13 protein-coding genes are annotated in these 13,732 nt (G+C 36.8%); 4 read left to right on the top strand and 9 right to left on the bottom strand.

Annotated features, from left to right (window positions below; all coding sequences use genetic code 11):
• The 8 genes from B9T31_RS13375 to B9T31_RS13340 all read right to left on the bottom strand — a co-directional run bounded on the left by B9T31_RS13375 (position 1) and on the right by B9T31_RS13340 (position 8,300).
• Positions 1 to 849 carry an ABC transporter permease gene (locus B9T31_RS13375; protein WP_086182444.1) on the bottom strand — a complete coding sequence of 283 codons (849 nt, stop codon included), beginning with the start codon at positions 847 to 849 and terminating at the stop codon, positions 1 to 3.
• Positions 846 to 1,997, bottom strand: coding sequence for an ABC transporter permease (locus tag B9T31_RS13370; protein ID WP_086182443.1), 1,152 nt, complete (start codon positions 1,995 to 1,997; stop codon positions 846 to 848). The genes B9T31_RS13375 and B9T31_RS13370 overlap by 4 nt, the downstream gene beginning before the upstream one ends.
• A 3-nt stretch (positions 1,998 to 2,000) precedes the next feature.
• On the bottom strand, positions 2,001 to 3,572 hold the full coding sequence (locus B9T31_RS13365; RefSeq protein WP_086182442.1) for an ABC transporter substrate-binding protein: 1,572 nt from the start codon (positions 3,570 to 3,572) through the stop codon (positions 2,001 to 2,003).
• 21 nt (positions 3,573 to 3,593) lie between these two features.
• Positions 3,594 to 3,824 carry a hypothetical protein gene (locus B9T31_RS13360; protein ID WP_086182441.1) on the bottom strand — a complete coding sequence of 77 codons (231 nt, stop codon included), beginning with the start codon at positions 3,822 to 3,824 and terminating at the stop codon, positions 3,594 to 3,596.
• 10 nt (positions 3,825 to 3,834) lie between these two features.
• Complete coding sequence (locus B9T31_RS13355) at positions 3,835 to 5,028, bottom strand: LLM class flavin-dependent oxidoreductase (RefSeq protein ID WP_086182440.1); 1,194 nt, start codon at positions 5,026 to 5,028, stop codon at positions 3,835 to 3,837.
• Positions 5,029 to 5,074: 46 nt separating this feature from the next.
• Positions 5,075 to 5,788, bottom strand: coding sequence for a class II aldolase/adducin family protein (locus tag B9T31_RS13350; RefSeq protein ID WP_086182439.1), 714 nt, complete (start codon positions 5,786 to 5,788; stop codon positions 5,075 to 5,077).
• A gap of 19 nt (positions 5,789 to 5,807) precedes the next feature.
• On the bottom strand, positions 5,808 to 6,872 hold the full coding sequence (locus tag B9T31_RS13345; RefSeq protein WP_086182438.1) for an ABC transporter substrate-binding protein: 1,065 nt from the start codon (positions 6,870 to 6,872) through the stop codon (positions 5,808 to 5,810).
• 480 nt (positions 6,873 to 7,352) lie between these two features.
• Positions 7,353 to 8,300, bottom strand: coding sequence for a 2-hydroxyacid dehydrogenase (locus B9T31_RS13340; RefSeq protein ID WP_086182437.1), 948 nt, complete (start codon positions 8,298 to 8,300; stop codon positions 7,353 to 7,355).
• Between the two features lie 312 nt (positions 8,301 to 8,612).
• Between B9T31_RS13340 and B9T31_RS13335 the strand changes: the two genes are divergently transcribed.
• The gene (locus tag B9T31_RS13335; RefSeq protein WP_086182436.1) at positions 8,613 to 8,996 is read left to right on the top strand and encodes a VOC family protein; all 384 of its coding nucleotides are present in this window, start codon (positions 8,613 to 8,615) and stop codon (positions 8,994 to 8,996) included.
• A 286-nt stretch (positions 8,997 to 9,282) separates the two neighbouring features.
• Here B9T31_RS13335 and B9T31_RS13330 read toward each other — a convergent pair whose 3' ends face one another.
• A complete protein-coding gene (locus B9T31_RS13330; protein WP_086182435.1) occupies positions 9,283 to 10,218 on the bottom strand; it encodes a LysR family transcriptional regulator in 936 nt (311 codons plus the stop codon).
• Positions 10,219 to 10,335: 117 nt separating this feature from the next.
• Between B9T31_RS13330 and B9T31_RS13325 the strand changes: the two genes are divergently transcribed.
• The 3 genes from B9T31_RS13325 (at position 10,336) to B9T31_RS13315 (ending at position 13,719) form a co-directional block, all read left to right on the top strand.
• A complete protein-coding gene (locus B9T31_RS13325; protein WP_086182434.1) occupies positions 10,336 to 11,130 on the top strand; it encodes a gamma-glutamyl-gamma-aminobutyrate hydrolase family protein in 795 nt (264 codons plus the stop codon).
• Between the two features lie 21 nt (positions 11,131 to 11,151).
• The gene (locus tag B9T31_RS13320) at positions 11,152 to 12,228 is read left to right on the top strand and encodes a M14 family metallopeptidase (RefSeq protein WP_086182433.1); all 1,077 of its coding nucleotides are present in this window, start codon (positions 11,152 to 11,154) and stop codon (positions 12,226 to 12,228) included.
• A 186-nt stretch (positions 12,229 to 12,414) separates the two neighbouring features.
• Positions 12,415 to 13,719, top strand: coding sequence for an MFS transporter (locus tag B9T31_RS13315; protein ID WP_171264760.1), 1,305 nt, complete (start codon positions 12,415 to 12,417; stop codon positions 13,717 to 13,719).
• The last annotated feature ends 13 nt before the right edge of the window (positions 13,720 to 13,732 follow it).

The following is a 13,732-nucleotide window of genomic DNA, read 5'->3' as shown; positions in this document are numbered from 1 at the left end:
TTACTTTTCCTCAATACGTGCGGCTGCTCGTCCCACACCTTCAGCCAGTACATTGGTTCCAAGTGCAAACAAAGCAATCAAAATAACAGGTGCAAATACGGCCCAAGGCTGAATAAATAATCCTGCTCGATTTTCATTAATCATTAATCCCCAATCTGCTATCGGTGGAGCAACGCCATAACCTAAAAATGCAAGTCCAGCGAGCATTCCAACTGCCCAAGTCAGCATCACCCCTAAATGAATGAGAAGTGGAGTAAGCATATTGGGTAAAATTTCATAAAATAGAATATATGGCTTTGAATATCCTAAAATTTTTGCTTGTTCAACATATTCTTGTTCAACAATATTTAAAGCAACACTACGTGATAAACGTACTACCCCTGGAATAAAGGCAATTGAAACGGTTAATACAATTAACCACGGTTGACGACCCAACATAGAAACGATGAGAAGTACCAGAATTAAATCTGGAAAGGCCATGAATACATCGGTTAACCAAGTCACAAACTGATCTACTTTATTTCGGGCAAATGCAGATAAAATTCCTAAACTCGAACCAATAATGAGCGCAATTAAACTAGAAGTAAGCGTCATCCAAATCACAGATGTACCACCTGTTAAAACACGTGACCAAACATCGTGACCAATGTAGTCATAGCCTAATAAAGACTGACCTTCTGGTTGACCATATGTTGTACCCACTAATGCAGTTGGCTCAAAAGGTGCAATACTTGGTCCAATTAATGCAAAAACTAAAACTAAAATGGTGACAATGAAACCGAAACGGATTTGGCGTTCACGCAATAAAAGTTTTAAAAATGTATGCTTATTTTCTGGGAGTGCATTCATTTAACATCTCCTTTATTTACATTTTTTAATGCATTACGACGATCTACAGGTTTAACTGTAATAGGACGACCCGTCTTCCATAAACTTAAGGCATGACGACGCCCTGGTGAACGTGCTTTATGCTTTTTCGTCGTTCTAATTTTAGGCGTTAATAATGTGGTGATTAAGTCAGCAATTAGATTAATGACAACCACACAAATCGTTAAAAGCAGGACAATGGCTTGAATTGTTGGAATATCACGCATTTCAATTGCTGCATTTAGAGCATTTCCAATGCCTGGATAACTAAATACCACTTCAATAATCAACGCACCACTCAATAAAACACGTGTGCTTAATGCGGTACCTTGAATCACTGGAACTAAGGCATTAGGGAGCACATGACGCCAAATAATTCTTCGCTCTGGAATTCCTCTCATTCTTGCCGCAGTAACATAATCAGACTCCAATGCATCAATCATTGAGCCACGCACCAATCGCATTAAATAAGGGATCAGTGACAACGATAAGGTCATCACAGGTAAGATTAGAAATTCCAGTTGAGTAAACGGAGATTGACCAGGAATTAATAAGGACGCTGCAGGTAAAATATGAAATACCGATGTTGAAAAAAACATCATCAACCATATTGCCAATACAAAGCCTGGTACAGCTTTAAATAAAATTGAGGTTGATACAACAACTCGATCTAAGATGCTGTCTCGATGTAATGCTAACCACACACCCAATACCACAGAAACAGGGATAGTAATCACAAGGACTAAACAAGTTAATGCAATCGTATTGCCAAAAAAGTTACCAATTATTTGTGCAACTGGAACATGTGAATCAATCGAAATGCCAAAATTGCCCTGAAATAACTGACTCAGCCAATGCCAATATTGTAATAAAATCGGTTGAGTTAAACCCAACTGTTCTCTTAGCAATTGAACTGTTTCATCTGGCGCTTCTGGTCCCAAAATGACTCTTGCAGGATCTGATGGTAATGCTTGTGTCGCGATAAATACAATCAATGTAATCACAAACACAACCAATACACCTAGTGCTAACCGTGTCAAAAACCACGGTAACCAAGCGGGTATTTCAAAATTTTTCATTGCAGATTTTTGTTCAATCGACTTATCTATTTCACTCGTATGAGATGTCATACCTTACCCTCTGCGCCAAAACCCATCGGTACGCCATCCTGAAAATCCTGTCTGATCAGGGGTAATTCCACCAATTTTATTAGAGTGTGCATCTAATACATTGCTAAAGCCCCACAAAAGTAAACCACCTTCTTCATGTTGAATTTTCTGAGCTTCATGAACCAATTTCTTCCGTTTTTCTAGATCTGCCTGTTGCAATGAAGCATGTACTAATTCAGAAAAACGCTCATTTTTAAATCGTGTTTTATTATTTGCAGCATCTGGCCCATCCACTTGAAGTACCGTTAATAAAAATGGACGTGAAACACCAGAACCAGTACTAAATGCCCAGTCTTGTTTCACTGCATCGGCAAATGTTGCTGCCTCTACCTGACGTACATTGACAAGTACACCAGCTTGCGCTGCATGTTGGGCAAAAACTAAAGCCGCATTACTGTCTGGACCTGTATAAAGATCAACCTTTAAATTATTGTCAAAACCTGCTTGTTTTAATAATACTTTTGCCTGATCTAAATCTTGTTTACGCTGTTCAATATCATGGTTATAAACAGGATCGCTAAATGAATAAAGATCATTTGCAACACGTCCCTGCCCCACCAAAGCACGTTTAACCAAATCATCACGATTAGCAATCAATCGGAAAGCTTGGCGTACACGTACATCATTAAATGGTGGTTTTTTAGTATTCATATCAAATGATTGCCAAGCATCAGTTTCAGATGCCACAACATTCAATTGCGAATTTTTTTGAATCAGGGGTAAATGTTCTGCAAGGATTCCTGTTGCAATATCAATTTGTCCAGATTGTAATGCCGCCAATCTACCTGTTTGATCTTTGAAATCAATTACCTCAATCGCATCTGCATACGGTTGGTTCGGTTTCCAATAATTTTCAAAACGGACAAATCGAGAACGTTGTCCTGGAGTAAAACTTTCAAGTTTGAAAGGACCTGCACCAACAATATTCGTTACAGGATCATAATCTGTTGGAACAATTCCTCCCCAACTCATCCATGCTTCAGGTAATGCAACTAAGCCTTTGTCCTGTGCAAATGGAATTTCAATGGTGTACTCATCAAGTTTTTTAATTGAATCTCGTTGTAAAGAATATAAATAGGCTGCAAATGGAGATGCAAGCTGAGGATCTGTGAGGCGACGTACCGAGAAAATAACGTCATCTGCTGTAATCGTCTTACCGTGATGAAATTCTAAGCCTTTCTTTAGTCGAATGGTCCATTTGGTTCCATCTGCATTCGGTTCAGCAAATTCAGCCAAAGCCAATTGTGGCTGAATATCACGACCCCATTCCCAAAGTTTTGCATATAGAGGCCATCCACGAAATGCACTAGACATTCCAATGGGTTTATGCGCGTCTAAATTTCCTGCTTGATTCCCATTAATCACACCAATTTTAATCACACCACCTTTTTGAGGTTCATGATCCTGAGCTGATTGATTTGCCGAAGGTTCTGCAGGTGCATCTGAACGAGAACAGCCGATTAAACTTGCAGCCGCAATTGTTCCTAAACCTAAACCAGTATGTTTAAATAATTCTCTACGTGTAATTTTGCTCATTGTTACCATCTCATTGCTGGTTTAGATGTTTAGCCACAGATTTGCATCTGAAGATTTAAATTGACTCGTTTGCATGTGCGTATTTATGGTGTGTTTCCAAAAGCTCTGTTGAAGCCACAGCATCCAGCACGTACAAAAAAAATTGGGCTGATCATTCATAAATTGTCGAAATAAACCAGTTTCAATCCTTTGGACGAACATCGTAACCAGAGAGTGCTTGAACCCAATTGAACGAGCTGAATGTTGTGTCATGAACTTCCTCTTAAGCGACTGTTTTAGTCTGATGAGAAATACCTGAATCTGATTTATTCTTCAGATTGGGCAATTCAAAACCATGATCTAAGTCAAGTAATGGGAACAGTAAATCTGCCACACGATAAACTTCACTAATTAAAGGAAAGCCAGATAAAATAAATGCTGACACACCATAACTTTCATATTCTTTAATACGTTCAGCAATCTTTTCAGCACTACCGACTAAAGCGGTTCCTGCAGCAGGATTTAAAATATCAAACCCAAACAAAGACGGACCTGTCCACACATTTGGATAAATTTCAAAATCTTTCGCTTTGGGTAAAATGCCTTGTCTTAATAATTCCAAGTTTCTTTGCACTTGTGGATGAGGACTTTGGTACGTTTCAAAGCTTTCACCTGCTGGTAACTGACGTTTTACTGCTTCAATTGCATAGTTCACATCAAGTTTGTCTAATAAAGATTGAGCATATTGCCAAGCTTCTTCTTCTGTTTCTCTCACAATAATTTGTAAGCGAGTACCAAACTCAAGTGTTCTACCCACTTCCGCTGCCTTTTCTGCAACTTTTTTAAATTTAGCGCCCAAAAGTGGGGGGGTATTGGCAAAGCTAAGATAGACATCTAATAGTGCTACAGAATGTTCAACACCCTTGTCTGACGTCCCTGCCCCCCATAACTCAATTCCTTTACTTTGGGTCGGACCTCGCCATTTCCCCATCGGAGAAGCACTTTCTTGACGAGGTGAAATTTTTACAAACTTCCCTTCAAACCCAGAAGTATCGCCTAGGTAATTTTGTTGGAACGCAGTCCAATATTCTTTACTAAAGTCATAACGTTCATCATGGCTGTAATGAATACCTAAAGCAGCCAAACCTCTGTCATTTCCATTCACAACATTAAATAACAATCGCCCTTTGGAAAATGCATCAAAGGTTTGTGCATATTTTGCTAAGACAGCAGGCTGAACTTCTCCTGGATGTTGAGCCACTAAAAATTTTAATCGCTCTGTGAACGGAATAAGACTTGCTGCAACAGCTAGTGTTTCATATTCACTTGTACCCATGAGTGAGCCATAAAATCCCACCCGATCTGCTGTAATAGCAACTTGCTTTAAATGTTCATAATCCGTATCCCAACGTCCATTTTCTAACCATGGATAAGGACCATCTGGAGATGTTAAATACCACAAAAGTTTTACAGCCATAATTCTCTCTACATCTTTACTTTTGAATGCCTAAATCGATTTGCGTTTATTCGCTTTGTGGTAATAAACCCAATGCTTTCGCTTTATCTGTTAATCCACTCATTTTCCATTGTTGATGTAATACACCTTGACCGTATTCACGACTTCCACCAATCAATTCCGCCAAAAGCTGAATTTGTGCACCTTCTTCAAGCAATAAAATAAATTCAGCAGTCTCTTGTAACCCCTTACGCCCCCAAACTGTTGCACCACCATTGGCTTCTAAAATGGCGCGGTAATCACTATCAATACGTAGCTGATCTAAAATGAAATCAACTTCCGCTTGACGACGATCAATATAAACAGGCAATTCTTTAAATAAATGAAAGCGCTGTACTGGAACATAACGAATTGGCAAAGTCCGATGTGTTTGCGCCCATGCCCCTAAATTTGGTGCATGTACATGTGAAATCGTCGTCACATCAGCATGTTCACGAAATAATTTATTGTAGCGACCACCTGCCCCCTTACGACCAGAGAGTACTTCTCCCTCTAATGTTTCAACCAGCACTTTACTTTTTCGTTCTGGAGACCAAGGTCCTGCATAGTTAAACGTAACCAACGTGTTTTCAGGTCCACGTTCAACGAAATTCACTGTCCCATTTGCAGTAATGGTCGAAGTATTACGAAAAACTTCAAATGCAAACTCCGCTATTTTTCTATGTTCTTCAATAAAATCTGTGAGTTCACTTGAAAGTGATGTTTGAATAATTGCAGTCATGGTTTAATTCCTATTTCTATTAAATTGCTTTATTTTTACGGCGTTTTAGTACTTCTTGTAATGGACCGTCATCTATCCAAGCATCGAGATCAATATCTCGCTCTAAAAAGCCGTGTAACCAAAGAAAATCTTTTTGTTGTTTTAATAGTTCTAAACGATCATGGCTTAAAGACGGATGTAAGGATTTATGAAAATCATTGCGATAAGCTGTTGCAACACTTTCTGCACCTGCAATCGTTTCATCTTGTAAAATATTTAATACTTCATCTAAATTTTCAGATGCCCAGTCTGCGGTATCAAATAATTCTTCTAAGAAATCAACCACAATTTCAAAATGATCTTTAAGTAAATCTTTATGGACTGTAATTGGACGTGGAGTACCATTGTTTACACGTGAAGTGAAGTCTTCAAATTGATCAAGATCAATTCCGACTTTTAAACCACGTTTAGTTGCTGCTTCAACTGCAGATGCACCTTTTACATATACTGCATCAACGTCACCTGTTAAGAGTGCATCTAAACCTGACCAATATGAGCTTGCATCACGTCTGATTTCTTTATTCACAGATTCAGCACGCTCAGGTACTTCAACAAATTTAACATCTCTAAAACTTAAGTTTGCTAACTGTAAAGCACCGCGAATGCCTTGTAATGACATGGCGCGGAAAATACTTCCTGCACGTTTTTCTGCATATTCTGGTAAAGCAACTCTTACACCTTTCAAATGTTCAGGATGACTAATATTTGAGTCTGGGCGTACAATTAATACTTGCCATTCATCAATCCACGTCAATCCAATTAAACGACTTGGTGCCCCTTCTGAAAGTGCTGCCAATGCTGGAACATTGCCACCTTCACGGAATAAAGCTGGTAATTTATGGTCAAAATGATGAATTGAAAGTCCTTTATTGGCATCTTGCAGAACTTCAATATCAATCCCTTGGTGTTCAAATTTTTTTCTTAACGTCCCACGCTTTAATGAAATACCTGTTGCTGTTGGTACTGGACATCTAGTAATCCAAATATGAGATAACCCTGAATGAGTTTCTTGAATTTCTTCAACTTCATCAATAACAACGGACATGAATTTTCCTTATCTTTTAAAATTTCATATCCATATTTAGCAGTAATCATGCCAAATTAATTTATCATTTATTTCAATTACTTATAAAATTTATTAATTTAATTGTTGGTTTTCCATTTTAAATTCCAACAAAAAAGTTGTTTTTCCAACACCTCTAATTGCCATTCTTGTTTTATTTCGTACAGTCCCAATGCGATATTTTTATCATTCATTTATAATCACAACTATGGTCGCTACTTAAGAAGTAATCATAATCTAGCAATCAAAGCACAATGTACGTTGAGAATACATCGAATAGAAGTTATCACCCATTTTTTGTGGTTACAGACACTTCAAAATGTCTGTTTTATTGCATTATTCCAGATCAATCTATCAAATAGACGACCTAGCCATTTGAGATAACTATTGCCTAAAAATGCAATCTACCTTTATTGTTGAGACTTTAGCTTTAAAAATAAATGCAAGCCATTACCATCCTCATTAATAACCAATTTCTCGATTCACAAAAGAAGGAATAATGCCCGTATCACGATATTTTTGAATATTATGGGCAACAATGATTGATGCAGTTTTACGATTTGTCGGTGCGGATATATGGGGTAAAACCGTGACATGCTCATGACTCCAATGCCATGAATTTGAAGGTAACGGTTCTTGATCAAAAACGTCTAATACCGCATGTGCTAAATGCCGTTGATCCAGTGCTTCACGTAAAGCAATATCATCAATAATTGATCCGCGACTAAAATTAATAATCGACGAATTTTTCGGAAGTTTTTTTAATAAGTGATGACTCACGATTTCTTTAGTTTGAGGTGTCAATGGCAATAAACAAATTAAGATATTGGTCGTTTCTAGCATTTCAGATAAACCTTGCTCTCCAGCATAGCAAGTTATTTCTGGAATACTTTTTAGCGTTCTACTCCATCCAGATACATTAAACCCAGCAGTTCTTAATTTCTTTGCCGAAAGAGTGCCTAATGCACCTAATCCCAAAATAGAAATCGTTTTTTCTTCGGCTGGAATATAGTCATGATCCAACCATATTTTATTTCGTTGCTGTTTTGCATATCGTGGCATGTCACGGTGCAAATATAAAGTCCACGCAAGAACAGCTTCTGCCATGGTCTTCGATAACTGTGGATCAACTAATCTTACAACCTTAATCTCATGTTGATCATGTAAGTCATTCACAAGCCGTTCAACACCCGCCCACACACTATGAACCCATTTAAGATTGATCAGTTTTTTCAAATCATTCGGATTTGGATTGGCAACAATTGCTACGTCACATGTTGCACGTGTTGCTTCGTCAAGTTCATCCAGTAAGATAATTTGTAGCTCAGGCATCGCCTTTTGCAACACAGATATCCATTCTTGTATACCTGAACAATTTACATCACAAACAAAAGGAATCACTTTTTTCATTGTTAAATCCGTCAATTTTCCTTGTATATACAATTTACATACTTTACTTTGTATAAATTAAATAAGCCAAATCTATAGCACAGCATTTAAAAATTGGCTCACAGCTTACAGTTATTGATAATGAAGTACTTTCCATCTATCCATAACAATTTTAGCGATATGCTCAATGATAATCTCTACATTATTTAAAAATAAAATTAAATGGTTTATATCTTAATTTTTAACGAATTGAAAACAGTAAGCCTGTTTAAAATCAATTAAATTATTTGATAAATCAACTGTTCAATGACTTCAAATATTTTGAGAGTTAATATGGAAATTTCACATTTAGATCATTTAGTTTTAACAGTTTCTGATATAGAGAAATCATGTAACTTCTATAATAGCGTTCTAAATTTCAAGGTCGTTTCTTTTAAAAATGATCGTAAAGCACTACAGTTTGGACAGCAAAAAATTAATTTGCATCAAGCTGGAAATGAATTTGAACCTAAGGCTAAATTTCCCACAAAAGGCTCTGCTGACTTATGTTTTATAGCAAAAACACCATTAGATGTGGTTATTCAACACCTCCATGATTTAGAGATCAAAATTGAAGAAGGACCTATTCAACGTACAGGTGCTATGGGCAATATAATGTCTGTATATATTCGAGATCCAGATGATAACTTAATAGAAATATCTAATTATATTGATTAAAAACTGCTAATATTTTCTGTATAAGAATAGCGTGAATGTAAACTATAGTTCATTTTCGCTATATTTTTTTATTTAGTTAAGCCGTAATACTCAATACCAGAAGCGATTGCTCCTCATTTAAGTATTGATCCAAAACATAACTTACAACCATGTATTCCCGTCTTTTTTATCAAGGTTAAATAAAATAATTGAGATGGAAATTTCCAAATATGTTACTCACCGCATTACTTATTTAAGTTTAAACATTGTAACCGCTGATTAAGAAGACATCACATCCTCTTTTGAATTATGAAGAAGAAAACTCTTTAATTTCTGTATCAACCTTTATAAAATATTCTCGAAGTAAATCAAAAACTTTCTCTACAGAAGGTACAAGCGTTCGAAGTGATAAACGAATAACACCCAAGACCATATCTAATTTTAATTCTGGGCAAACATCAATTTTTACGACCTCACCGGAACGAAGAAGGTGAAGCATTGCAATAAATGTTGATGGTGCAATTGCATCTGTTGCAACGATTAATTTATGAACGGTTTCTAGATTATTAATGCTCGCAGAAAAATGATTTTCTATTGGCAATGATAAATCATATAGTCTAGACATTGTCCATGCATGACTATCATTCATATAACCAGATCCAATCATTGGATACTTTTGAATATCTTTAATTGTAATATTTTTTTTACATGCCAATGGATGATCTTTTCTAGCAAACCAAGCAACATCACAATTATATAACGGTTCTACTGATATTTCTCCAATTCCTGCAACCAACTTTACATCACCAATAAAAAAGTCTAACTTTTCTTTCAATAACTCTTCTAAAAGAATATCTGAGCTTTGAACTAAAGCTTGTATTCGTATATTCGGGCTTTCTTTAAGCATGGTCTTAATCATGGGAGATAAAAAATCCATTGCAAGAGATGATCCTAGCCCAATTTTTAACGATCCATAATCTCCTAATTTCATCATTGTTAATGCACGTGCCCCTTCACGTTCATCAAATACAATTCTCTTGGCACGCTCTAAATATTCAAATGCATAAGCCGTTGGTTGTAAACGTCGATTACTACGATCAAATAAAGGAACACGAAGCTCATCTTCTAAAGCGCGCAAACTACGAGATAAAGCCGACTCACTTAAATATACTTTTTCTGCTGCAAGACTCAGTGAACCCGTTTCCATCACCTGAAGAAAATGTTGTAACTGTCTAATATTCATGACACATTTATTTTAATTGCAAAAATTGCAATATATCACAATTAATAATGCAATTTACATCAGTCAATCTTATTTATACACTTCTCAGCGTAATCCTTAACCGCCTAGCAGATTTTTATGAATAAAGTATTACATCAAGAAAGAGAGATTAAGCCTCTTGTTGCTATTTCAACAGACTGCATAGAACGATACGGACATCGTGCTTATTCATTATTTTTTGGTTATGTCGAAGCTGTAGCCAATACTGCAAATGCACTCCCAATGTCACTACCTTCTGACCCAGAATCAATTGATTATCCAAGTTTAATTGCCAATATTGATGGTATTTTACTCACGGGAAGTCCATCGAATGTTTCTCCTATTTATTATGGTGGTATTCCCAAAGAGAATGATCCTCTACTTGACCCAAATCGTGATCAAACAATTCTCCCCCTTCTTTGCAAATTAATAGAGGCAGAAATTCCAATACTTGCAATTTGTCGAGGTCTGCAAGAAATAAATGTCGCATGGGGAGGAACACTTAATACTGCTGTTTATGAACGTTCTGAAGCAATCGACCATCGTGAAGGTGATCGTGCAAGGCCCATTCAACAATGGTATGAAGACAATCATGCTATTGAGATCGTTCCAGGTGGCATTCTCTCTCAGCTTCACTCTTCAAAATATACCAATGTAAATTCACTTCATCACCAAGGTATTGAGAAACTTGGCGATGGTTTAGTTGTTGAAGCGATTGCTCCAGATGGTTTGGTCGAAGCATTTTCAATTAAAAAGGCGAAAAGCTTCGCCTTAGCCGTGCAATGGCATCCTGAAATGCGAGTTCATGATCATGAACTTTCACGAAACATATTTAAAGCATTTGGTGAGGCATGCCGTCACAGAATGCGTCAACGTTTGAAATTAGATCAATAGAGTTTTCAGGAAAATACGACAATGAATAGTGTTGAAATTTTGAATCTATTTAGCGAAAGCTATATTGAATCAAGAAATAAATTTCTATCCGCAGCAAAAAAAAGACATCTTGCAATTGATCATTATATTTCACCGTTTAAAGGAATTAATCAGGAAGAGTTAGCAATCGATGTCGTTTATGAAGGAGAGGTAAATGCTTCTAAATTATTAATTATTCTCAGTGGCGTACATGGTGTAGAAGGTTTTACAGGTTCTGCTATTCAAACTGGATTACTGTCCTCAACGCTAAACCTTCCTCATGATATCGCTATTTTATACATACATGCAGTTAACCCTTATGGATTTTCCCACTTACGTCGGGTCAATGAAGATAATGTTGATCTAAATCGAAATTTTATTAATTTTGCTGAAAATCTTCCTGAAAATAAAGAATACAGTAAGATTCATAATGCCCTTCTTCCTCCTATTTATCCTTTTGAACAAGATGAACAACTCAATCATTATCAAGTTATTCATGGTGAAAAGTCTCTTCAATATGCAATCACTTTAGGTCAGCACCATTTTCCAGATGGGATGTATTTTGGAGGGTTTTCACCCACTTGGAGTAATACGACCATCCGACATATTTTAAAAAAATACACGCCAAATGTTCCACTCATTGCATCTATAGATATTCACACTGGTCTAGGTCCTTATGGTCTAGGTGAAAAAATTTTCGCAAGTTTTGACTCTAATGTCTTTAAAAAAGCTCAAAACTGGTGGGGTGAAATCACAAGTGTCCATACAGGAAGTTCAACCAGTATTCCAATGACTGGACCAATTCAAATTGCCTTAACAGAAGAATGTGCTCATGCAGAACACATCGGTATTTGTCTTGAATACGGTACTTATCCGCTAGATAAAATGATCAATACACTTCGAGCAGATCATTGGGCTTACCGCTATAAACAGTTTGATACCGTTCAAGGAAATGAAATTCGTAAGAATTTGAAAGACACTTTCTATCCTGATGATCCTGAATGGAAAAATCAGATTTGGAAACAGGCTCATAAAGCGACATTACAAGCACTAAGTGGCTTAAAAAATAATGATGCTTAATCAACATGAGTCATATCTGTCTTAATTAATTAACAAACACTCACAATAAACCATGGAATGGTTCATCAAATATTTTTAACACATGGTGTGAGATAAAACCTCTCATCCCACTAAATTCAGTTATGTCTTAAGTACTTTAAATGAATATTTAAAGTGATTTATCCATACCATATGAAGGTAATATCAATGTCTTCTTCCTCTGAACAAACACAGGTTTCAACCAATTTGTCTGAAACCCCACCCATTAGCAAAAAAGCTGTTGCTGCTGCTGTTACTGGGAATGCGCTAGAATTTTACGATTTCGTCATATACGCATATTTTGCTGTATATATCGGCAAAGCATTCTTTCCAGTGACAGGAGAGTACGGAAGCCTAATGGCAGCAGTTGCCACATTTGGTGTCGGTTTTTTTGCCCGACCACTAGGTGGAATTTTAATTGGCTCTTTCGCAGATCGTGCAGGTCGAAAACCTGCCATGATATTAACTGTTGGATTAATTACCGTTGGTACATTAGGTTTAGCCATTACCCCAAGCTATGAAAGTATAGGAATTATTGCGCCTATTATTGTTGTCATTTGCCGTCTGATGCAAGGATTAGCCCTTGGTGGTGAAATTGGCCCTGCAACCTCCTTATTAATTGAAGCTGCACCAGCAAAAAAACGAGGGTTTTACTCAAGTTGGCAAATTGCTAGTCAAGGACTTGCAGTCGCCGTGGGTGGAACATTTGGTGTACTTCTTTCAATTAATTTAACCACTGAACAGCTCGCAGATTGGGGTTGGAGAGTTCCTTTTCTTTTGAGTTTAGTACTTATTCCTATTGCAATTTATATTCGTCGCACTTTGCCTGAAACACATGAAAATAAAGATGAACATTCTAGTTCTGAAATTGTCAGTACAGTATTTCGTGAACATAAAAAGGTTTTGATTTTAGGTATTCTTTTATTCTCATCAATTGGCGTTGCTTCTCAAATTGGTAATTACATGGTGAGTTACGCGGTTCAGGTTCTAAAACTTTCTGCTCCTATAGCTCAAGGAAGTGTTTTAGTTGGTGGCATCATGACTTTTATATCTGCCCTTATTGGCGGCATATTAAGCGATCGATTTGGTCGTAAAGTCGTTAACATTCTGCCGCGAATTGTCTTAATGCTATTGGTTATTCCTATCTTCACATGGATGAGTAATGCTCCTAGCTTACTAACACTTTTTACAGTAAATGCAATTGTTGCCTCATGTACTGCAATGTTTGCAACTGCAGGTCTTGTACAAATTCCAGAACTTTTACCGATTGCTGTTCGAAGTACAGGTTTGTCTTTAGTTTACGCTTTTGGAACTGCAATTTTTGGTGGCACCACACAATTCATAGTGACATGGCTAATTGCAATGACTGACAGCCCAATGGCTCCAGCATGGTATGTCGTTGGTATTAGTATTCTCAGTTTAGTTGCTTTGGTGTTTTTACCTGAATCCAAAAATGTAAATGTTCAGAAATAATTTAAATCGCCCT

The organism is Acinetobacter sp. ANC 4558 (assembly GCF_002135375.1).
In the GTDB taxonomy this organism is placed as follows: domain Bacteria; phylum Pseudomonadota; class Gammaproteobacteria; order Pseudomonadales; family Moraxellaceae; genus Acinetobacter.
Note: the sequence above shows the minus strand (reverse complement) of the source record. Positions and strands in the feature narration are given on the sequence as shown.